Source organism: Shewanella japonica (genome assembly GCF_002075795.1).
Classification (GTDB): Bacteria; Pseudomonadota; Gammaproteobacteria; order Enterobacterales; family Shewanellaceae; genus Shewanella; species Shewanella japonica.
The window spans coordinates 4,544,038-4,566,023 of sequence record NZ_CP020472.1 but is presented as its reverse complement, the minus strand read 5'-3'; the positions used below and the strand labels follow the sequence as shown (position 1 = coordinate 4,566,023).

Genomic DNA, 21,986 nt, shown 5'->3' with positions numbered 1-21,986 from the left:
CCACCTGCTTGCAATAATAAATATAAGAATTTAATGGCAGTAACCTGCTTGCAATAATAAATATAAGAATTTAATGGCAGTAACCTGCTTGCAATAATAAATATAAGAATTTAAGGCAGTTACCTGCTTGCAATAATAAATATAAGAAGTAAATGGCAGTAACCTGCTTGCAAAAATAAATATACCAATAAATGGCATTAACATGCTTATTAAAATACTAAGGGGAAGTACGGTATGTCGACGAAGTTAAGTAAAAAAACAAAACCCATCCATAAAATAGGGAAGTTCAAGCTTTCACCTATAGCAAAATGGATGAAGCTTGCTGCATTTACTTCTGTAACCAGTTCTTTTGCATTTTCGGCAATAGCACAAGAAGCCGAAACTGAAAATCTAGATAAAGTTGATAATGATATAGAAGTTGTTGTCGTTACTGGTACACGTAAAACAATTCAAGACCAAATTTCAATAAAGCGTGAATCTACCACGGTTGTTGACGGTTTATCTGCTTCAGATATTGGTGATTTACCTGCACTTTCAATTGGTGAGGCGCTAGAAACATTAACGGGGGCATCATCTCACCGTGAAAATGGTGGTGCTACTGAAATCAGTATTCGTGGTTTAGGTCCATTCTTAAGTGCCACTAACATCAATGGCCGTGAAGCGACCAACGGTAGTGGTGACCGTTCAGTTAACTTTTCTCAGTTCCCATCAGAGTTGATGCAGAAAGTCGCTATTTATAAAACACAAGACGCTTCCATGATTGAAGGTGGGGTTGCCGGTGTTATTACTCTGGAGACACTTAAGCCTTTAGATTTTGGTAAGCAACGTTTTCAGGCTGAAGTAAAAGGTAACTACAACCCAGACCAAGCAAACGTTGACAATTCACTTCAAGGTGATTTGGGCTACCGTGGAACACTAAGTTATGTTGATCAATTTGAGTTTGATAACGGTCAAGCATTTGGTTTGAGTGTAGGTTTGCAGCGTCAAGATATTAGCCAGCCAGAAGCTGAATATAGAAGCTCAAGCCCAACGGGTTCATCTTTGTGGGCATGTTTGAATGATCCAACCGATACCAATACCGGTTTTTTCCGTAGCTCAGCGGGCGATTGTGAAGATGAAATTGTTGGCTCAAATAACCAAGGTTATAATAATGATATTGATCCAGACACAGGTCTTGCAGTAGATGATGGTAGAGAATACGCATGGACTGGCTCAAGCCGAAGCTTCCGTCAAAATGAAACCTCTGATGAAAGAGACGCTTTATTCTTTGCTCTACAATACCAACCCTCAAATAAATGGGATATCAATTTTGACGCGCAAATTTCAGATCGTACCCAAGCAGAAGCGCGTCATGATTTAATTTTCTTACAAAAGCGCGTTACACCGGGTGTAACGGGACAAAATCTGATCACAAACGATGTTGGCGGTATTCTACATTGGGAAGGTGAAGAACGCATCGAGTCTGCGGGCGAGCAATTTTCGCGTGAAGAAAAATATCGTGGATATGGCTTGAACGTTGAACATTTTTTCTCTGATGATCTAAAGATTAGTCTTGACCTTGGCTATTCTAAAACCAGCCGTGAAGAACTACAAATAACAAACCGAGGAAGAACGAGCTCTCGTCCTTTCTTATCTTGGGATTTAGGTGAATATATTCCTCATTTCACAGTGACTGATTTTGATGTGACTGATATTTCCAATTTTACTGATAGCCTTCGTACTCGTATCGACAGAGAAAATGTCCGCGACAACGAAATTATGGGTGCACGCCTTGATATTGATTATATTCTAGACAGTGATTTTTTTAGTAGCGTTCAAGCTGGCGTTCGCGTTTCTGAGTTAACATTTGTTCAATTTGGTGGCACGAACGGTAATGGCTCAAGAACGACATATAATTTAGATGAATCTGCAACATCGGCCATCGATGTACTTGAAGGTTGCCAAATAGCCTTCCCTGAGACTGATTTTTTATCCAGTGTTTCTGACGGTGATATTATCACCCATGTTGACAGTTCAGGTAATGTTGTAGAAAGCGGTACAGGCGCTTCGTGGGCAACTTACAATAACGAGTGTTTCTCTCAAGCAGTAGCAGCATCACAAGGCGGCGAATTCGCATACCCAGATGTTACATACGAGAATGCGGGTACTATTGACGTAACAGAACAAACTACCTCTGCTTACGCCATGCTTAATTACGACACTGAAATGTTTGGTAAATATATTCGTGGTAACTTTGGTGTTCGTGTAGTGGATACTGACGTTACCTCTATTGGCTTTCGAGAAGGTTTCGACGTTGTCACTGATCCGGCGACAGGTATCGTCGAATTAGTACCAAACGGAAGTATTGAAAAGATTGAAAGTGGTGGTGATTACACTGAAGTACTACCAAGCTTTAACTTAGTCGTTGATTATGATGACAATATTCTCCTAAGGGCCGGTATTTACCGAGGTATGTCACGTGCAGATCCATCTGATCTAAGTTATAGCCGCACATTCGTAACCGATGACTCGGATGACCCTGAATCAGTTGAAGACTTGTTGGTTGGTGTTAATGGTTCAGGTAACCCTGATCTTCAACCATTAATGTCATGGAACTATGACGCTGCTTTTGAATGGTATCCAAGCGATGACTCTATGGTAGCGCTAGGTGTTTACTATAAGCAATTCAATGGCGGTTACCAACAGCAAACACAGTTAGAGAATTTTATCGTTGACGGTGTGGAAGTTTCTTTACCTATTACTAATTCAGTCACTACTGACGAAAACAGTGACCTTTATGGTTTCGAAGCGACATTCTCGTATCGTTGGGATTTAGGCATTGGTGTGAAGCTTGGTTATAACTACGCCGATACAACCTATGAGTTTGAAGACAGTAACTACGGTAATACCTATACGACTGGTTTAGATGGTGTTGTTACTCAGGAAACCGTAGGTATTGTTCCTCCTGCTTCAGTACCTGGATTTTCTGAGCATGTATTCAATGGACAGGTTTACTACCAAATAGGCGGTTTTGATACTGCTCTTATCTACAAGTATCGTAGTGAATACTTCCAACCATACACTTCTAACGGCACAAGACTGCGTTATGTTGATGAGGCAGGTATTTGGGAAGCTCGTGCTGCTTACAAAATCAATCAACACCTTCGTATTAAAGTTTCAGCAATTAACTTGTTCAGTGAGCCTCGCAGTGATGACTTCTATACCCAAGGTAACTTGGGTCAAGTAAGTGATTACGGTCCTCGCCTGTTCGCAGGTGTCAGCTTTAAGTACTAGCCAAGTCTAGTACTTAAATAAAACAAGCTAAATTTGGAAAAGAATCTTTTTGGAGTCATAAAAATGAATAATAAATCTCTTTTATCGCTCATCATTGCGACAGGCCTATTAGGTTGTGGCGGTGATGACGGTGCTGAACTAGATGGAAATACTCGCGGTAGTATAGCAATAACCGGAAGCAATTTTATCGCTGGCGAAACAATCTCTGCAGCAGCTACTGATGCTGACGGAATTCAAGCAGACACCATTACCTATGTTTGGTCAACAGGTACAATCGGCACATCTTACACAATTACTGAAGCTGACGAAGGCACTGTCATTTCTGTTTCTGCTAATTATACCGATGATGCAGGCTTTACCGAAGGCGTAGGTGCATCTACACCCACTATCAACCCGACCTTAGATGTTTCTGCTAGCATTATTAAGGGACCTATTGATGGTGCAACTTGTGACATATTTGAAGTTGATGATAGTGGTGCTGCGGTTCTTCCTGAGCAAGGCACTGCAACCTCTGACACTTCAGGTGGCGTTACTTTTATCGACATACACTTCGAAGGTGCGGGTTTAATTGCGTGTACTGGCGGTACTTATACGGACGAATCAACAGGTTTAACCTTAGATGCTCCTCAACTAAGATCTGTAGTGAATGTAGTTGAAAATATTATTGAGACTGATGATGAGGGTGTGGAAACCATACTACCACCACCTACCTATGTTGTTTCTCCTTTAACCGAAATGGCTGTTCAAAACGCGGGTAGTGATTTAAACCAGTTTGCTGACGCAGCTGAAATAATTAATGCTCGTTTTGGTATTCGTTTTGATACAACAGAAGTGCTTCCTACTTTAGTTGGTACTGTTGAACTTGGTGCTGATGGTGCTGAAGATGCTGATAGATATGGTTCTGTGCTAGCGCTACTATCACAAGTTGATGCAGACAACGCAGACGCAGATTTATCTACCGTTATGGAAGATCTTGCTAGTGACGTCGCTGATGGTTCTTTTTCTGAAGAGTCTTTAGTGACACTTGAGACAGCACAAATTAATTTGCAAACGACTTCACAAGTTGCTAGTTCTGTTGATGAGGCGTTACTTGACGGAATTGGAGCCGCTGTTGGTTATAACAATGACCCTGTTGCAGCAATCATCGAAGGTGAATTTGGCGGTACTGTTCAACATACAGCTACGGATCCATTAACTGGTTCACTAACCATTATCGATCCAAACTTCGAAGAAGATGCTTTTGTTGCTCAAACTGATGTGGCACTTGATTATGGTACATTTAGTATCAGTGCCAACGGTAGCTGGTCTTACACGGTTAACACTGCAAATGATACTTTAGCGAACCTTGAACTAGGTGAGTCTGTAAGTGATTCAATCACTATCGCTTCTATTGATGGTACCACTGCTGAAATTAATATTCGTGTTGCTTCACTTACTCAAGTTGTAAAAATAAGCGATACAGGCGGCGATACGGGTGAGATTAGATTTAGCGTTGATAACCTTCGTCAAGGTAAGCTGACTGCATCTATATCTAAAGAGGTTGCGCTTGGTAGTGATGGAAATATTAAAGATGCCTACATTACGCTTTATGGCTCATCTGGTAGTTCTAGTGAATCGCTTATAGATTTGCGTATTCAAGGAACTCAAACTCAAGCCGACGGCACTGTAATTGACCCTCGTTTCTTTGTTCGAAATACTGACAGTGACGCTTACCCTGGCAATATAATCACTGCCCCATTTGTTGAAGAGCAGTTTTATGATGTAGAAATCACATGGGACTTAGATCAGGCAGATCAAATCACCGTGACTATTGATGGTGAAGTGATTGGTGGAGGTTCATTCTCTACTGCAGCAGTTGTTGACTCTGATTATACAGGCTTAGACCAGTGGTTCGCTGATGGTGTTAAAGCTATCCAATTTAGATTCGGTGATAATGATAGAACGATTCCTTTCGGTTCTTTCTATGCTGATAACATTGAAGTATTTTCTGATACCGCTGGCACTACAAGTATATTTTCAGATGACTTTGAAGGCTATGATGCAGGTGAAACTTTAGATGGTACAGACAGCAAATATAGCCTAGCTATTTACGCTGAAGTGTCTGTATTTGATGCAGGCGATGGCACAGAAGAAGCTACGCCAGCAGCATTCTTTGATTTAACTGGAAGAATTGCAAGTGATGAGGCAACGGCAGCAGGTGCTGTAAGTGTACTTGACCCAGATGATGGCGAAGCTTTTATTGTTCAGACAACCTTAATGGGTACATACGGTACATTAGCAATTTTAGAAGATGGCTCTTGGACGTATACACTTGATACTGCTAATGCCACTATTGCAGCACTTGTTGTGGGTGAAAGTGAAATCGATACCTTTACTATTGAATCTTTTGATGGCACTACCGCTGAATTAGCAATCACAATTACAGGCACAATTGTTGTTGATACTGGAGCAAACAATGTTGCCAGAATGGCTGATACATCATTAACTGCTGACGCTGAGTTACGTTTAACAACGGAGCCACTTGCTGAAGGTTCTATTTCTACAACCATTAAGCTACAAGCAATTTCTGGCTTCACTGCTACACCAGAAGTTTCTGAAGATAATACCGCTTACATCAGTATCTATGGTGGCTCTGCTTCTTCAAGTAACTTAACGGGTGAAATTGTCTTTGCTAAAGACGGTGCTGTTAAGTATCGTGATGCAAATAAAGATCAACAAACCATTGATGGCTTAACTTATTTTGATGATACAGATATTGATGTAGTTCTTGCTTGGACAGCAACAGGTTATTCACTTTCAATTGATGGTGGTACTACGTTCTACGGTCCTTATGAAGCAATCAATACTGGTACAGCGACCGAAACGTATCAAATTCGTATTGGTAGCTCTTCGAAAGAGTCAGCAAAAGAATTACTCGCTGATGATATCGTCATTGCTGATGAGAGCGATATGGCAGTGCTATCTGAAGACTTCGAAACTTATGCTGAAGGTGAAGATTTAAGTGCAATGTATTCAAGTTCTGCTGAAGCAACCGTTAAGACCATAGCGGGAAGTAGTGTAAATAAAGTTGCCCGAATGGCCGACACATCACTAGACGCTGACGCTGAGTTACGCTTAACCACGACTCCACTTGCTGAAGGCTCTATTTCAACAACCGTTAAGTTACAGGCGATTGCTGGCTTTACTGCAACACCAGAGGTTAGCGAAGATAATACCGCTTATATTAGTATTTATGGTGGCTCAGCCTCTTCAAGTAACCTAACAGGCGAAATTATCTTTAGTAATGATGGTAGTGTTAAATATCGTGATGCAGCAAAATCGCAGCAAATCATTGATGGCTTAACGCATGCAAATGATACCGATATTGATGTAGTGCTTGAATGGACTGCAACAGGTTATTCACTTTCAATTGATGGTGGCACAACCTTCTACGGCCCTTATGAAGCAATCAATACAGGTACAGCGACAGAAACGTACCAAATCCGTATAGGTAGCTCTTCTAAAGAGTCAGCCAAAGAGTTACTCGCTGATGACATTGTTATCGCTGATGCAAACGATACTGCAATGCTATCTGAGGACTTCGAAAGTTATGCTGTGGGTGACGATCTAAGTACGACTTACTCTAGTTCTGCCGAAGCAACAGTGCAAGAAGACTAATTAACTTGCAGTTGTAAATTAATGTTTTAAATAATGTGTTAAAAATGCCGCTTATTGATAGCGGCATTTTTTGTACTTATTTTGTAGACCAAACTGTGCTATTTGAATGCGACTTTCGCTCTTTTAAAAGTGATAAATAGCAAAGTATATCTATTTTTCCTCTTTATCTTTTTCGTCTTTAGCGAGTTTTTTAAATATCCAGCTATAAGCATTTTAATAAATAGGTGAATGAAATAACAGATTTTAGATAAAGCTTTTAGAGCGCTTGAGATAATTCAATGAAAGGCAACTATACAATAAAGAGTCCTTTATGCCGTACCTGAAATAACGGCCAAAATTGTTAACTGATCAGTATTAGGTAATAACTTGATTGATCTCGTCACTGTAATTAAATAGCCACCCATTTGCTTTGCTTTACTTTTACACTCATTATGCTTAAACATCTCATTATGCTTAAACATCTCAATAATATTATTGATTGTCGTTCCCATATAAATCAAGAATATGTTGGGTCAGTGTCTGACGAATCCCCACAAAAAGACAAATAGAAATAATGAGATAGGCAAAAACATGAGGAACATTCACGGCATTTGGTGATCAAATTTATCGCCAAACAAAAATTACCACGAGCAAATGCCATGAATGCAAAGCAAGTTTTATCAAAATGCCTATCACTTGTCACCCCAATGATGCACAAAACTCGTCGCCTGAGCCTATTTACTGCCATCAAAAGTTCGATGAATGGGGGCTCTATTTCTGTTACTGGTCTTGGTCGAGACATTGATAGTAAAGCCATGGAAAAGCACAAGATTAAGCGTGTAGACAGGCTTTGTAGTAACACTCATTTACATCGTGATATTGAGTTTATCTATAGCCGTATGGCCTATCTGCTAGTGGGGAATATTAAACAGCCAATTATTCATATTGATTGGTCTGATTTGGATGATCGTAAACAGAATTTCCTCATCCGCGCATCCCTTGCAGCTCAAGGACGCTCACTCACGCTCTACGAAGAAATACATCCTCTTAATAAGAAAGAGAAGCCAAAGACTCACCAATTATTTCTGACAAAATTAAAGACCATGCTGCCCAGTGATTGCAAGCCTATCATCGTCACCGATGCAGGCTTTCGCATACCTTGGTTTAGGCAGATACTATCGCTTAACTGGGATTACGTTGGGCGCTTTAGGAATAGAACACACTGCAAAAAACTCTCAGAGCAGCATTGGTATCCAGTTAAGAAACTGTATGTTCAAGCAAGCTCTAGAGCCAAATGGCTTGGGGAATTTCTATTAGGTGAGAACTCGCCATTTCAATCTCGATTGGTGCTTTTTAAGCGAGCAGTAAGAGGACGAAAAGATAAAAATGCTGTTGGCGATAAAGCTAGAAGTAGCAAGCGTTCTCGAGCCAATGCTGAGCGAGAAAAAGAGCCTTGGTTATTGGCAACATCTCTTTCTCAGTCGAAGGCTGCCGCTAAGCGTGTTGTTCAAATTTATGCGACCAGAATGCAGATAGAGGAAAGCTTTAGAGATGTTAAAACAGGCCTAAAATTGAATGATAGTGGTACTCGAATAATAACTAGACTTAGCGTATTACTAATGATTGCCTCCTTGTCTCAATTTACACTGTACCTCTTAGGGTTAGCGGTGAAATCTGCAGACAAACACTGGCAGTATCAAGCTAATTCAATAAAGCACCGCAATGTCCTCTCAAACCAATTTATAGGCTTGAGAGCATACAAAGATAGGCACTTAAAGCTGTTGAAATCGCATTGGCAGATAGCTATCAAGACACTAAAGGGCTTAATTCGGGAACCACAAGCATGTTATTAAATTCGTGGGGATCCCTCAGGGTCAGTGTAAACTTTAATTTATTACCATACATTTTCTAATCTCACAGCCCACTTTTATAATTTCTGTATTAACTTACTTTTGTACAAAAGTGAGCTAGAAAGAGCTAATGTCTTAATCGTAATAAAAGAACATGACACTATTCTCGTTTATTAGTGAATATTACAATTTGTCAGCTTATGGTTATATTTTATATCAGGATATGGTTATATATTTAAGCTAAGAGCTTGAAAGTCTGATAAGGGTTATGTCAGCTTATTTTCGCAGCGACAATAAGTTAAGTTCATATTAATTCAATCGGCAAGTTTCTGTATTAGATAACTCTTGCACCATCTGACATCATCATTGTTTAATCGGGCTGTTAACCAAAATAGCACTGCTTAATTTATCACTTTGTCCCCAATATTCTGCAAAATCCTCCAGTGTCATACCTGATTTATTCGTCAGGTTTGCGTCGCATTCATGGTTATATAGCTGCTTAATTATTGTAAATTCTGCCTTAATTACAGCGCCCATTATTGCAGTGTTTCCTCGCTTATCCTGTAAGCAAGCATTGGCGCCCATTTCAAGTAATGCTGATGTTGCTGATGGATGGCCGTTGTACGCTGACACCATTAAGGCGGTGTAACTTTGGTTATTACGTTGATCTATAGGGAAGCCTGCTTCAATAAAGTGGGTTAATACTTCAACATCGCCCGTTCTGGCCGCTGCAAAAAAGTAATCCATTAATAGCTGTGTTTCTTTATCAATATCTTGACTGGGCGTAATAGATTGAGCCGCATCATTCTTGCTCAAATCATCAATATTGCTTGTCTCTACAGGTTGAGCTGTTGAGTAAGACAATAATAAATAAGCCATAACAAAACTGGCTGAAAAGCCGATTTTTAATAAGTTCGGGATAGATTTTAATGAGGTTGACATATTAAGTACCGGTACGAATAAAAATGGATAATGGGGATGGCCTGCAAGACGCACTCTAAACGGGCAGAAAAGAGCACAATTACGTCTTGCAGGACTTACTCTGTTATTTAACGCTAGCCCGATAGCGTTAATTCAGTCCAATGAGAATTTAAATATTGGCTCTTTTTTTCACCTCTTTAAGGTTACCGTCAACAGCTTTGGTTAAACGTTCGCCAAAGTCTTTATCTGCTTGATAGAAGTAACTGAGCATTTGATGTTTAACATTTGTGTCTGCCACTTTGCCTAAATCGCCTGACAAGTTGGTGATAAGATCACTTTTATCTTGTTTGCTTAAACTTCTATACAACACACCTGCTTGAGTGAAGTTATCTTGTTTTGCAATCACGGCTTGTTGCACAGTGCCTGATAAAGGCGTGTTCACAGCTTTAAAGCTAGCGTCGTCACTCAAAGGCAGGTTTCTACTTGGTTGATAGTTAATATCAGACTGAGTATTAGCGTAATTAGCTGCGCCTTCTTGATTGTGATTGGTCACAGTCACTTTTGCTTGGTTAATCGGTAACTGAGATAAATTAGCGCCTAAACGGTAAAGCTGTGTATCTGCATAAGAGAAAATACGCCCTTGAAGTAATTTATCTTCTGATGGCTCAATACCTGGAATTAAGTTAGATGGTGCCATTGCCACTTGTTCCGTTTCTTGGAAAAAGTTATCTGGCACGCGGTTTAGGGTCATTGTGCCAACAGTGGTTTCTGGCACATCAAGCCACATCTTGGTTGCGTCAAGTGGGTTGTAATCGAAATTATTGAGCTCACTCGGATTCAATATTTTTACTTTTAAATCCCATTTAGGGTAGTTGCCTTTGCTAATCTCGCTGTAAAGGTCATCAGTTAAGTGGTTAAAGTTTTTCCCTTGCATTGCGGTGACTTCGTCAGGTCTTAATCCTTCAACACCTTGTTGGCTTACCCAATGGAATTTAACGTAGTTAACTTGATTTTCATCATTAATAAATTTGTATGCATGAACACCCCAACCATCCATTTTACGGTAGCTAGATGGTGTACCTAAGTTGGTGTAAACCCACGTTAGCATGTTAGTTGCCGTTCCTTCATGGCTGAAAAAATCGAAGAAACGATTAGGATCTTGAAGATTAGTGACAGGAGATGGTTTTAGTGAATGAACCATGTCAGGAAATTTAATCGCATCACGGATGAAAAATACAGGCAGGTTGTTACCTACAAGATCCCAGTTTCCTTGATCTGAATAGAAACGAGTCGCGAAACCACGTGGGTCACGTAAGGTTTCTGGCGAGCCTTTAGAATGGACAACAGTAGAGAAACGTACAAAAACAGGTGTAGTTTTACCTTTCTCTGCAAAAGGTGCAGCTTGCGTTAGCTTGCTTAAATCAGTACTGGCGACGAACTCACCATGGGCACCAGTTCCTCTTGCGTGTACGACACGCTCTGGAATTCTTTCGCGAGCGAAACGTTGTAACTTTTGAATCAGATGGACATCTTGCAGAAGTACGCTGCCATTACTGCCCGCAGTGATTGAGTTTTGGTTATCTCCTACAGGAGCACCATTGTCACGGGTTAATGTTTCTGCTTGAACACTAAATACCAAACTCATTGATAAGATTAAACAGCTTTTTTTTGTTATATCCATGGGATTCTCTCAATTAACAACTCACGCTCTTTCTGCCTGTTAATAATGTAACCGTAAAAAGTGATTGTTTGCAGCGGTATTAATCGATTAGTTGAATCGTTAAATGCTATTAAGTTAAATTAGCGCTGTTGAATGTGTTTGAGGCATCGAGGAAATGGAACTGAGTACCTGTTAGAAATCAAATGGGAATAACTGTCATCTCGTTATTCGTAAGCTTTTTGAGAGCGTTTTAGTGCTAGCCGAGCTCTATTTAAAGCGAGCTTTACTGACATAGGATTTTTGCCCTCTAATATAAAGGTGATAAAGGTAATAGAGGTAAAATATATTTAGATACCTATAGTTAATGGCATCAATTGCGACGTCCTACTTAGCTTGATTTGAGCATTAAACAAGGCGGTTATGATGCCGCACTCTCGTAGAAGCCAAATTAGTCTTGAACTCTTGCGAACGAGAAAACCTTATTATCATTGCTTTAGCCGCGTGGTTCGTCTTGTAGTGGCATAGTGAATTGGTCACTTAGTTAGAGGTGAAGTCTAGTCCTCTTGCTCAATTTGCTTTGATGATTTGGAAATAAACCTAACCCTTATTTGTAAAAAACTACCTGTTAGATTCATGTAGTTTTATTAGTTTTTAGAATTTGTCAGCTTATAGTGATATTTTATGTCGACTTATGCTTTTAGCGACAAATAAGCTCAAAAGAGTTTGGCTCTTATTTTAGAGAGTAAAAAGGCTGCTATTGCAGCCTTTTTAATGGGTGACAGTTTTATTGTTTAAATAAGCTTATTTCGCATCAAAGCTGAAAGCTTGACCGGCAATGGCCGCTTCATACATAAAACCACCTTTAGCCGCTGTAAAAATTGCCATGCCATTCATATAACTTGCTTTGGCTGCTGTGCGATTTCCAGCATTACCTGCAGCGGCAGAATTACCAGTCGAGCCAACTTGAGCGTTTGCACCAACAGTAATGGCGACGGCTGAGGCTTGGGCGCTAAATTCGAATGTGCCACTGGTAAAGTCGTCGTACGCAGCTTTATTTTTGAAGAAGATAAGCTCGCTGTATGCTTGTCCGCCCAATTGAAAACCAATAGACAGCTGAGATAGGGTTGAGTCACCAGTGTGGCTGCCACCACGATAGACTCGACCTGAACCATAGGCGGCGCCGATACCTACACCACCTTTACCCACCGTTGGATAAACGGCATATCCATAAGCATCTTTGAAAAAGCTCTGCACTTCGGGGGCTTTTTTAAAGTCAGCAATGGTCTTTGCGTATTTGTCAGCATATTTATCTGCATGGGCAGTGGTAGAAAAAGTAAGCCCTAACAGCGCAACGCTCAGTGCTAAGACGGATAAAATATTTTTCATGCTAACTCCTGTTAATCGATATCGGATTGGCTTCAGCTGTTATGTAGGCTCACTACTTGCTCATTAATGTTAATGGCAAATCATGTTCGTACTCACAATAAAAATGTGCTGAATTGATGCAAGTTTGCAAGCAGCATATCAAAGCCGTGAGTCAAAGGGCAAAAATAACGCCCTTATTGTCAGCTAAGGTTCAGCCTACTGACGCGAAGCGCTTAGGTACAGTCTTGATATGAAAGGCTGTTTTCTAGTCTTGTATACCTAGTACATAATAATCAAACCATTTCTTGTCCCATTCCATTTTGGCTTTTCGATGCTGATATCGACTTAATCCATGACCTTCATCTGGGTACACAACTAATTCAACGGGCACATTAAGGTAGTGCTTTAAAGCACGATATAACCCTTGAGCATGGCCTAAAGGCACACGTTGGTCGTGTTCGCCGATATGAATTAATGTGGGCGTGTTAATGTTATTGGCATAGGTCAGTGATGACGCTTTTTTATAAGCTTCTGGCTGTTCCCATGGTAATCCCTGCATAAAGTTCACTACATGACCTGGGGTATCTTCTAACATCCACTGTAAGCGTTGATCGAAAACGCCTGCACCAGAACTTGCTGCTTTAAAGCGATTAGTGGTGCTGATGAGGGCATTCGTTAAGTAGCCGCCATTACTCCAGCCCATCACTGCCATTTTATCTTCATCAGCGATCCCTTCAGCGATTAAATGATCAACACCTGCAAGAATATCGCTGACTTCAATATCGTGTTCTTGACCCACTAAGTCAGTGAGAAACTTATCACCGAATCCCGTTGAACCACGATAGTTTGGCGATAAGATCGCCCAGCCATCCGCCGAAAATGTGCTACGTCCGTATGAGCGATGTTGTAGTGCATAAGGTGTCGCAGATGTAGGACCACCATGGATTTGTACTATCAGTGGTAATCTCCCTTGCGACGCTTTATAGCCATGTGGAAGTTCTAATATACCCTCAACGGTAGCGCCATCGGGTGCTTGCCATTTCACGATGGAAATCTGTGGTAATTGCCAATGTTTTACTTGCGAGTTGATGTCAGTGATACGTTTAATTTTAGCGCGGCGATTATCAGCATCAGCAATAAAAAGGTCGCTAAAATGAGTTAAGCCATTATGGCTCAGCACGAGCTGTTTACCTGATGAATTAAAGTCATAGCTGCCGACTACGATGTCAGCATCTATGACTTTACGGCTATCACCTTGCTTGTTCTTGATAAATTCTGTGCAATAAATTTTTACTCGAGCAGACTCTGCACCTCGATAACAAATTTCATCACTGTTTGGACGCCACTGAATATCTTGTCCATTTAAGGTGACCTTACTCGGGCGAGAGAGCTCGGTTATGCTGTTGTTGCCTTTGGCGGTGTCAGCGATAAATAACTTGCCTGGGTGACCGTCAAAGTCGATGCGAAAGGCCAGTTGCTGATTATTATCATGCCAAGCTAACCCTAATAACCAACCGTAAGGTGATGGAGCTTGTTGACGCCATTGTTGATCAGCCAATACCTGATGACGTTGTTGCTTCACATCATAAATATCAATGTCAGACCAACCTTCAAGTTTTACTAATTCATTATCTTCGGTCGTAATTCGGGCAATTTTAGTTTGGGCATTATTAACACTGAATTGCCAGACTACCTTATCGTCATCAATTAAAGTTTGTTGTTTGTAGTGTTCTAAATCAAGCACATAGAGTGGATTTGACTGGTGTTCACCATGACCATATTGAGGCGCATCATGACGGCTACGCATCTCACTCCAGACATCGGTTTCTTCGGTGGTTTTATTGCCAGTAAAGTACAAGTTTTTACCATCACGGCTTAACTGAAACGCATTTACCCCTTCAGTTTCTTTGGTCAATGGCTGTAAGTCCGTACCACTATTAGTCATTCTAAATACTTGGTTTTTGCCATTCAGTGGCGCTTTTTCATGGCTGTCAGTACGTTTTGAGAGAAAGTAAATATATTGCCCGTCTGGACTCCAAACTGGACTTGCTTCATTTTCATTACTGAATGTGAGGCGTTGAGTTTGACGGGTTTTAGTGTTGACTTTCCATAAGTCAGATTGGGCTTTATCGAGCGTTTCATCCCAACGACTTTCTACCCAAATCGCTTCTTTACCATTAGGGCTAAAACTCACTTGTTTCATCATGGCGATGTCAAAAAAGTCATCAATAGTGATTTTTTCTAGTGCAGATTCGGCTGTTGCTTGAAAAGAAATACTGAGTAGAGAAATAAGCCCAATTGGGCGAAGGCGGGTTAATAACGTTGACATGGAGCTCCTTTCCTTATTCTTGATGTGTGTTAATGGAGTCGCTTTTCTGAGGCCGTATCTTCATTGATGATGGTTTGTAAATAATTCAATTCTTCAGAATTTAATAACTGCTCACTGGCTTTTTGTGGCTTGTGTGATTGATTCTGATTGGCGCTATTGTTGTTACCTCTGAGGTAGGCTGCACGAGTAATTTGATGCAAACCATATAAGGCAAAACCATAAACCGTTATCAGCAGTGACAATCGTGCAATGGTATGAGCTAAAACTGAAATAGTATCACCGAAATAAAATGGGATTAATACCATCACTATGCGCAGTACCCAATTAAGCAATATTCCGGCAGTAAGTATCAGTAACCAGCGCAATCTAATATCTTTTAAGCTTTGTTGGTTGGTTAATTTAAAGCGTTTTTTATGTTTATTGATGGTATTGAATATCAGCCCAAAGTAGATGGCACTTTGTAAAATGATGAACCCAGGCATGACTAATGCAATCGTGTTGATATGACGGAGTTCGCTAACTGAATTGACCACTTGTGTTGAAGCGGTGGGATCCAGCCCAATGTTGAAAAACACTGCAAACATAATGGCAATCATAGTGATTAACGTCGGTGATAGGTGTTTGAGAATATTACTATCTGATACCGGAATTTGCAGGCAAGCTTTACAGTATGAATAAAGTAAAGGCATCAATAAAAAGTAAAAGGGCACCATTAAGGTCAAAATGAAATGAATTTGAATCGGTGCATTTTCACGGGTGATTGCCCCAGTGGCAAAAAAAGTGCAATGAGCAAAAATAACGAGCCTAATAAACGATTACTTTGTGTCGTGCTAGGATCGCTGTTGGCGTATATGTAGCGCACATACAAGCCTACCCCGAAGCAATGAATACCGCCGAGTAAAGATAACCAAATATAAGCTTGCGAGAAAAACGGTCCGAGTTCGATCAGTTACCCCTTATTTCATTCTAAGTGATAATACCTCTAAGCGACTATTTCGACCAGTATCCTAAGCTTTTTTTTGCTTTCTTATGTGACGATTTGAAACGCCTTCAGGTGGCTTACCTGGTGCGGGTTTTCTTTCTGATAATAAATGCTTAATCGACATAATGGGATGGGGGATCAGCATTCGTGGTCCTGAGTAGATCATTATCTCTCGGACTTTTTGTTTCATGTGGGGTTTATAGCAATGAACTGGGCATTTATTGCATGTTGGTTTGTCTTGACCGTAAGGGCAGCGATCTAATCGAGTTTCGGCATATTCAAGTAATGAACGGCATTCCTCACACAACTCTTTACCTTGTGTCTGTTGATGATGAGCACGACAATATATGCCAGCCATGGCTGTCATTGTGTTGAGCTCAAACAGTAATTTTCCTGAGAGAATAGAAGATTCAGACATCAATAAATACCTTAGTAATTTACTCGGGTATGAGTAGTGTAACTAGCTTCAATGATTCAGTTCAATTTAGGTGATTATAAGCTTGAGCTAAAGCACAAAAATCTCAAAATTTGAATTTATCCCCACTTATCATATTTAATGGCACAAAAGCAGGATAAATACTTGATTTATTGCTGCACAATAGCTTATTAATACTAGATAACCTGCTCAAAAAAGCAGCGTGAAAATTAATCTCTCTTGAATAGACTTTGAGCTTGACTGCTTAGCTATTTAAATACACACAAACATGACACAGGTATGGTGTTATCAATGAAATATATTGTCATTATTTTATTAGTCTTGTTGGGCGTTTATTTGTACCGTCGAACGCAGAAGGTTGCTCAGAACGAATTAGATGAGAAAACATCTGCTCAACAAGAAAAACCGCAAGAAACGACAGTGTCAGAAGATGTGATTGACGTAGAAGCAGAAGTCGTGGAAGAAACAGCTGAAAAGGCTGTTGATGAGGTTGTCGTTGGCGCTAACACTGTCGTGCCAGAGCCAGAGCCAGAGCCAGAGCCAGAGCCAGAGCCAGAGCCAGAGCCAGAAGTTGTAAAAGAAAAAGAAAACGAAGAAACGGATGTAAACTTGCCTGCTACAGGTGCATGGGCGGGTGATGTGTTTGCTAATCTCGTTAGCAGTTTTGATGCCAGTGCAGATGTCACAGCGCAGCATCAAACGTTACTGAATATTATTGGTCATAGTTATAAATTGCGTAAACAGGCAGATTATTGCCAATATGGTGCGCAATTGGCCGATAACTATTTAGCTGTTTATGCCAAGTACCAGCAACAGAATAAGGTTGCTGCTGATGAAAAAGGTCCAGGCTTTATGCAGTTATCAACCATGCTTAATGATACTAAGCAGTTTGATAAAGCCATTATGCTATGTGAGCAAGCGCTGCAATATCAGCTAAGCGATGGAACTGTTACTGGTTTTGAAGGTCGAATTAAACGTATCGAGAAAGCAAAATCTAAAGCTGCAGGCTAAGGGCTATTTAACCTGTTGGTGAATACTATTTCACCTAGATTCAATTAAAGCGGACTTAGGTTCGCTTTTTTATTGCTAATATCTTTGTTAGTTATAGACATATTGATGGATCTTGCCATTATAGGGCGCGTTTGAGCCAACGGAGTTGCAATATCGCGCTACTTTTTGCTCGGCGAGTTAATGCTTCCCTTCACTTTTGAGGAAATTAAGAGGTTTTTTATGAATACCAAAGTACTGACTTTGTTGGTTTTATGCTTAGGAATATTCAGCTTGTCAGGCTGTATTCGTACACCTGAATGGACTCTTTTTTATTACGCAGATCAAGCTAAAAAGCCGGCTAATCCGATACAAGCGGATTATATTGCGGGTTATTATGACACGCTTGAGCAGTGTCAGTTAAAAGGCGATGGTATGTTACGCCTTAGTGGAAAAAGCCTTGTTGAAATAGACAAGCAGGCTCTGGAAAATGCTACAGCAATACCTGTAGCTATCGAAAAAGGATATCAATGTGAGCAGCTATGTCAGGTCGATGATGAAAATGTGATTCATTGCCAATAGCCTGCTTTAGGGAAGATGAATGCAGCTAAAACAAGATTTTTTTGAACAACTTGAAGGATTTTATTCGCAGGTTTACCCGCTGCCTATTAGTCAACCTCATTGGCTTGTTTGGAGTGATGACGCCGCGGCATTAATTGGCCTAACTAAGCCCACCGATGAGTTACTGATGCAGATGTCAGGAAATCACCAGATGCCTGGTGCGAGTTATTATGCGCAAGTGTATAGCGGTCATCAGTTTGGTGGTTATTCACCACGATTGGGTGATGGTCGTTCAATTATTCTAGGTGAAGCATTTAATGGGCAAGATGCGCATCCACAAGCTTGGGATATTGCCTTAAAAGGTGCAGGCCCAACCCCGTATTCCCGACATGGCGATGGCCGAGCAGTAATGCGCTCTGCAGTAAGAGAGTTTTTGGCATCGGAAGCGCTCGCAGCTTTATCTGTTCCTACTACACGTGCTTTAGCCGTTATAGGTTCTGATTTGCCCGTTTGGCGTGAATCCCAAGAAACCGCTGCTATTACCGTAAGGCTGGCAAAAAGTCATATTCGTTTTGGCCATTTTGAATATTTTTGTCATAGCGAACAAGGAAGTAAAGATAAGCTTATTCAGTTACTTAATTTTACTATTGCCCAACATTACCCGCATTTATCGCAAGATTATCACGGTTACAAAGCCTGGTTCACACAAGTGGTTAAAGATACCGCTGTGCTGATTGGTCATTGGCAAGCCGTTGGTTTTGCTCATGGGGTGTTGAACACAGATAATATGTCTGTTTTGGGCGACAGCTTTGATTTTGGCCCTTTTGCTTTTTTAGACACGTTTAAAGAAGACTTCATCTGCAATCATTCTGATCCAGAAGGGCGTTATGCGTTCGGTCAGCAGCCTGGTATTGGGTTATGGAACTTGCAACGTTTAGCGCAAGCATTAACGCCTGTGATCGAATCTGATGATTTGGTCGCTGCACTGAATACCTACCAAGCAGAATTAGTGAAGCAATACTTGTTATTGATGCGGGCTAAAATGGGCTTATCAATAACAGAGCAGATCGCCAATTCGGCAGAACAAGACAAACAAGATTTAGACCTAATAGGCCGATTTTGTGGGGTGATGCAGCATAATATGTTGGACTATACCAATACCTTTAGGGCTTTTGGTAACTTGGATGTCAATAGCGCTAAATCCAATATTGCAGATGAAATCATCGATAGGCCAACATTTGATGCTTGGTATAAGGACTATCAGCAACGAGTGGGACAAGTGACAGATATTGAGGCTTGGCAAGGTGCAAGAAACAGTGTCAATCCGAAATACATTCTGCGTAATTATCTTGCACAGGAAGCCATTGTCGCCGCAGAAGATGGAGATAATGGTAAATTGGTTGAATTACACCGGTTATTAACACAGCCCTATGCCGAGCAAGAACATATGTCACATTATGCTCAGCGTCCGCCGCAGTGGGGACAGGGATTAATTATGTCTTGTAGCAGTTAATTTTTATTTTAAGCATACGATAAGCCGAACAGTAAACATGTAGGCTTATCAATAACGCAGGTTTACCTAACAATATGAATAGCGAAAAGCCCGTGATTGGCTTGCATTCAATCGCATTAGATAAAGAGTCGCTCAGTATTTTAATCCGTGCAGATATTGATTTTGAGCAGTTTGAACAATTTGCTGAGCCATTGGCCGCGGCGATAGATTGCGAAATCCGTGAGCAACAATGGGGCGCAGATAGACATCAATGGCTATTGAATTTCGAAGGCAGCCAGCTTTGGTTACATTACGAGTTTTATGGCGATATTTGTTGGATATCGACCGATGTCGCCTCGGATATTGAAGTGTTAACGTATTTAATGACGTTATTAACACCATTAGTCACAGTGAAGGGCGCAAATGAGTAATCGTCAAATAGATAACGATTCGACAGAGCAAGCCAATTCGAATAAAAGCCAAGATGCATCATTTGACTTTCAAGCTTTAACGCCTGACTTAATTTTAGATGCTATCGAGAGCTTAGCGGTATACCCAGAAACCGGTTTATTAGCTTTAAATAGCTATGAAAACCGTGTTTACCAATTTCGGTGTGATCGTGGGAATCGATATGTGGTTAAGTTTTACAGGCCGCATCGTTGGTCCGAAGAACAAATTCAAGAAGAACATGATTATGCGCTGGCATTGGCTGCAGAAGATATTCCTATTGCTGTTCCAGCGATTATCGATGGTAAGACTTTACACCACTATCAAGGCTATAAATTTACGCTATTTCCTTCTATTGGTGGGCGTGCTTTTGAGGTCGACAATCTCGACCAATTAGAGTCTGTTGGTCGCTTTATTGGCCGTATTCATCAATATGCTAGTAAACAAGCATTCCAATATAGAGAGCCAGTTTCATCAAAGATTTTGGGTGATGATGCGTTGGCGTATTTACAGCAATCTGGTCAAGTGGCTGATGGCATTAGTCAGCAGTTTTTTACCGTGGCAGAGCAAGTGTTAGATAAAGCTAAAAGTGCTATGTCAGGGCATCAATTTCCAACGATTCGTCTACATGGAGATCTGCATCCCAGTAATATTTTATGGACGCCCGATGGCCCAGGCTTTGTGGATTTAGATGATGCAAGGCAAGGCCCGGCAGTACAAGACATATGGATGATGCTAACGGGTGATCGATCTCAACGGCTGTTACAATTAGACGTCTTGCTAGAAGGTTACCAAGAGTTTTACGATTTTGACCAAGGTCAGCTCGCTTTAGTTGAGCCTCTAAGGGCCTTGCGCATGCTTCACTATAACGCTTGGTTAAGTAAAAGATGGCAAGATCCCGCATTTCCAATGAACTTTCCATGGTTTGGTGATATCAAATACTGGGAACAACAAACCTTAGCGTTTAAAGAACAACTTGCAGCGTTAGATGAAGCACCATTAAGCTTGATGGGATACTAGGTGTTAACTAACGTAGATTGTTACAAATGTTCTTGATAAGGTCTTGAGATATTGCAATAACCTAAATTATGATACGGTTTAGGTAATACATACATTAGCTCTGCGTAAAGCAGGCAATAGATGGCAAATTTTAAAATTAAAAAATAATTTAAGATTGCACACTAAAGGAAGCAAAATGAAAAAAGCACTATTAATGGCAGCAGCACTACTTTTAGCCCCATTGGCGGCAACTGCTGCAGATTATAAAGAAGGTGTACATTACACTGTGATTAATGAAGGCCCAGCAACGTCTAAGCCTGAAATTACAGAGTTTTTCTCATTCTTCTGTGGCCACTGTTATAACTTTTCAAAAACAGTTGTACCAAAAATTGAGAAAACATTGCCAGAAGGTGTTGCGTTTAACCAAGCACACGTAGAGTTTATTGGCCGTGAAATGGGCACTGAAATGTCTCGTGCTTTTGCGATTGCTCACCAATTAAATGTTGAAAAGAAAATCGAACATGCAATTTTCGTTGCTATTCACGATACTAAGCAACGTTTCACTAGCCAAGATGATATCCGTATGCTGTTTATTGCTAACGGTGTTGATGGTAAAGACTTTGATGCGGCAGCAAACTCATTCATGGTGAATGCACAAATGTCTAAAATGAAGCGTGATACTGAAAACGCAAAACTATCAGGTGTACCTGCATTAGTGGTTAACGGTAAATATCGTGTTGAGACAGGTTCAATTAAGTCTTATGACGAGCTTTTAGATATCGCTTACTACTTAACGTCTAAAGATAAGTAATCGATTAAGATTAACTAAGACGAATTATTGACGCAGTATTTGTTCGATAATTTGATAAAAAAATAGAGCCCGCAGTGGCTCTTTTTTTATGTCTGTATTTTGTACGGTTAATTGTCCAACCTCCTGAAAAAAAGCAAAAAAAAACCGTAGGTTTCAAAATTATTCATTTTAAAACGATACGGTGTTGAGCCAATTGGCTCGTTATTTACCCTGAGTAACGTTAAATACTCTATCAAA

Annotated in this window: 15 protein-coding genes; 9 read left to right on the top strand and 6 right to left on the bottom strand. The window is 40.5% G+C overall.

The genetic code is table 11. The annotated features are described in order from the left end of the window. Positions 1-234: 234 nt before the first annotated feature. The 3 genes from SJ2017_RS19470 to SJ2017_RS19460 all read left to right on the top strand — a co-directional run bounded on the left by SJ2017_RS19470 (position 235) and on the right by SJ2017_RS19460 (position 8,762). Complete coding sequence (locus SJ2017_RS19470; RefSeq protein ID WP_080917034.1) at positions 235-3,273, top strand: TonB-dependent receptor; 3,039 nt, start codon at positions 235-237, stop codon at positions 3,271-3,273. Between the two features lie 63 nt (positions 3,274-3,336). Next, entirely contained in the window at positions 3,337-6,930 is a 3,594-nt protein-coding gene (locus tag SJ2017_RS19465; protein WP_080917032.1) for a VCBS domain-containing protein, read from the top strand. 638 nt (positions 6,931-7,568) lie between these two features. Further along, complete coding sequence (locus tag SJ2017_RS19460; protein WP_080917359.1) at positions 7,569-8,762, top strand: IS4 family transposase; 1,194 nt, start codon at positions 7,569-7,571, stop codon at positions 8,760-8,762. Positions 8,763-9,122: 360 nt separating this feature from the next. Here SJ2017_RS19460 and SJ2017_RS19455 read toward each other — a convergent pair whose 3' ends face one another. The 6 genes from SJ2017_RS19455 to SJ2017_RS19430 form a co-directional block, all read right to left on the bottom strand. After that, positions 9,123-9,701 (bottom strand): ankyrin repeat domain-containing protein, encoded by a 579-nt coding sequence (locus SJ2017_RS19455; RefSeq protein WP_225442120.1) that lies wholly within the window; start codon positions 9,699-9,701, stop codon positions 9,123-9,125. Positions 9,702-9,849: 148 nt separating this feature from the next. Next, positions 9,850-11,361, bottom strand: a complete 1,512-nt coding sequence (gene katE1 / locus SJ2017_RS19450) for a catalase KatE1 (RefSeq protein ID WP_080917030.1) — start codon at positions 11,359-11,361, stop codon at positions 9,850-9,852. Between the two features lie 780 nt (positions 11,362-12,141). Next, positions 12,142-12,726 (bottom strand): lipid-binding SYLF domain-containing protein, encoded by a 585-nt coding sequence (locus tag SJ2017_RS19445; protein ID WP_080917028.1) that lies wholly within the window; start codon positions 12,724-12,726, stop codon positions 12,142-12,144. A 244-nt stretch (positions 12,727-12,970) separates the two neighbouring features. Beyond that, positions 12,971-15,034 carry an alpha/beta hydrolase family protein gene (locus SJ2017_RS19440; RefSeq protein ID WP_080917026.1) on the bottom strand — a complete coding sequence of 688 codons (2,064 nt, stop codon included), beginning with the start codon at positions 15,032-15,034 and terminating at the stop codon, positions 12,971-12,973. A 29-nt stretch (positions 15,035-15,063) separates the two neighbouring features. Further along, positions 15,064-15,723: a hypothetical protein gene (locus SJ2017_RS19435; RefSeq protein ID WP_080917023.1), complete on the bottom strand. Its 660-nt coding sequence runs from the start codon at positions 15,721-15,723 to the stop codon at positions 15,064-15,066. Between the two features lie 318 nt (positions 15,724-16,041). Then, positions 16,042-16,434: a nitrous oxide-stimulated promoter family protein gene (locus tag SJ2017_RS19430; RefSeq protein WP_055025515.1), complete on the bottom strand. Its 393-nt coding sequence runs from the start codon at positions 16,432-16,434 to the stop codon at positions 16,042-16,044. A gap of 309 nt (positions 16,435-16,743) precedes the next feature. On the opposite strand from SJ2017_RS19430, the gene SJ2017_RS21555 reads away from it, so the two are divergent. The 6 genes from SJ2017_RS21555 to SJ2017_RS19395 all read left to right on the top strand — a co-directional run bounded on the left by SJ2017_RS21555 (position 16,744) and on the right by SJ2017_RS19395 (position 21,749). Further along, complete coding sequence (locus tag SJ2017_RS21555) at positions 16,744-17,463, top strand: hypothetical protein (RefSeq protein WP_156003378.1); 720 nt, start codon at positions 16,744-16,746, stop codon at positions 17,461-17,463. Between the two features lie 219 nt (positions 17,464-17,682). Continuing rightward, positions 17,683-18,021 carry a hypothetical protein gene (locus SJ2017_RS19415; RefSeq protein WP_065108869.1) on the top strand — a complete coding sequence of 113 codons (339 nt, stop codon included), beginning with the start codon at positions 17,683-17,685 and terminating at the stop codon, positions 18,019-18,021. Positions 18,022-18,040: 19 nt separating this feature from the next. After that, the gene (locus tag SJ2017_RS19410; RefSeq protein ID WP_080917019.1) at positions 18,041-19,513 is read left to right on the top strand and encodes a protein adenylyltransferase SelO; all 1,473 of its coding nucleotides are present in this window, start codon (positions 18,041-18,043) and stop codon (positions 19,511-19,513) included. Positions 19,514-19,587: 74 nt separating this feature from the next. Then, positions 19,588-19,923: a DUF3630 family protein gene (locus SJ2017_RS19405; protein ID WP_055026162.1), complete on the top strand. Its 336-nt coding sequence runs from the start codon at positions 19,588-19,590 to the stop codon at positions 19,921-19,923. Beyond that, positions 19,916-20,959 carry a serine/threonine protein kinase gene (locus SJ2017_RS19400; RefSeq protein ID WP_080917017.1) on the top strand — a complete coding sequence of 348 codons (1,044 nt, stop codon included), beginning with the start codon at positions 19,916-19,918 and terminating at the stop codon, positions 20,957-20,959. Before SJ2017_RS19405 ends, SJ2017_RS19400 begins: the two co-directional genes overlap by 8 nt. A 175-nt stretch (positions 20,960-21,134) precedes the next feature. Beyond that, positions 21,135-21,749 (top strand): thiol:disulfide interchange protein DsbA/DsbL, encoded by a 615-nt coding sequence (locus tag SJ2017_RS19395; RefSeq protein WP_055026161.1) that lies wholly within the window; start codon positions 21,135-21,137, stop codon positions 21,747-21,749. The last annotated feature ends 237 nt before the right edge of the window (positions 21,750-21,986 follow it).

Excerpts from the sequence above, each read along its gene's own strand:
- SJ2017_RS19470 (WP_080917034.1), top strand. The coding sequence starts at position 235 with ATGTCGACGAAGTTAAGTAAAAAAACAAAACCCATCCATAAAATAGGG.
- SJ2017_RS19465 (WP_080917032.1), top strand. The coding sequence starts at position 3,337 with ATGAATAATAAATCTCTTTTATCGCTCATCATTGCGACAGGCCTATTA.
- SJ2017_RS19460 (WP_080917359.1), top strand. The coding sequence starts at position 7,569 with ATGAATGCAAAGCAAGTTTTATCAAAATGCCTATCACTTGTCACCCCA.
- SJ2017_RS19455 (WP_225442120.1), bottom strand. The coding sequence starts at position 9,701 with ATGTCAACCTCATTAAAATCTATCCCGAACTTATTAAAAATCGGCTTT.
- katE1 (WP_080917030.1), bottom strand. The coding sequence starts at position 11,361 with ATGGATATAACAAAAAAAAGCTGTTTAATCTTATCAATGAGTTTGGTA.
- SJ2017_RS19445 (WP_080917028.1), bottom strand. The coding sequence starts at position 12,726 with ATGAAAAATATTTTATCCGTCTTAGCACTGAGCGTTGCGCTGTTAGGG.
- SJ2017_RS19440 (WP_080917026.1), bottom strand. The coding sequence starts at position 15,034 with ATGTCAACGTTATTAACCCGCCTTCGCCCAATTGGGCTTATTTCTCTA.
- SJ2017_RS19435 (WP_080917023.1), bottom strand. The coding sequence starts at position 15,723 with ATGCCTTTACTTTATTCATACTGTAAAGCTTGCCTGCAAATTCCGGTA.
- SJ2017_RS19430 (WP_055025515.1), bottom strand. The coding sequence starts at position 16,434 with ATGTCTGAATCTTCTATTCTCTCAGGAAAATTACTGTTTGAGCTCAAC.
- SJ2017_RS21555 (WP_156003378.1), top strand. The coding sequence starts at position 16,744 with ATGAAATATATTGTCATTATTTTATTAGTCTTGTTGGGCGTTTATTTG.
- SJ2017_RS19415 (WP_065108869.1), top strand. The coding sequence starts at position 17,683 with ATGAATACCAAAGTACTGACTTTGTTGGTTTTATGCTTAGGAATATTC.
- SJ2017_RS19410 (WP_080917019.1), top strand. The coding sequence starts at position 18,041 with ATGCAGCTAAAACAAGATTTTTTTGAACAACTTGAAGGATTTTATTCG.
- SJ2017_RS19405 (WP_055026162.1), top strand. The coding sequence starts at position 19,588 with ATGAATAGCGAAAAGCCCGTGATTGGCTTGCATTCAATCGCATTAGAT.
- SJ2017_RS19400 (WP_080917017.1), top strand. The coding sequence starts at position 19,916 with ATGAGTAATCGTCAAATAGATAACGATTCGACAGAGCAAGCCAATTCG.
- SJ2017_RS19395 (WP_055026161.1), top strand. The coding sequence starts at position 21,135 with ATGAAAAAAGCACTATTAATGGCAGCAGCACTACTTTTAGCCCCATTG.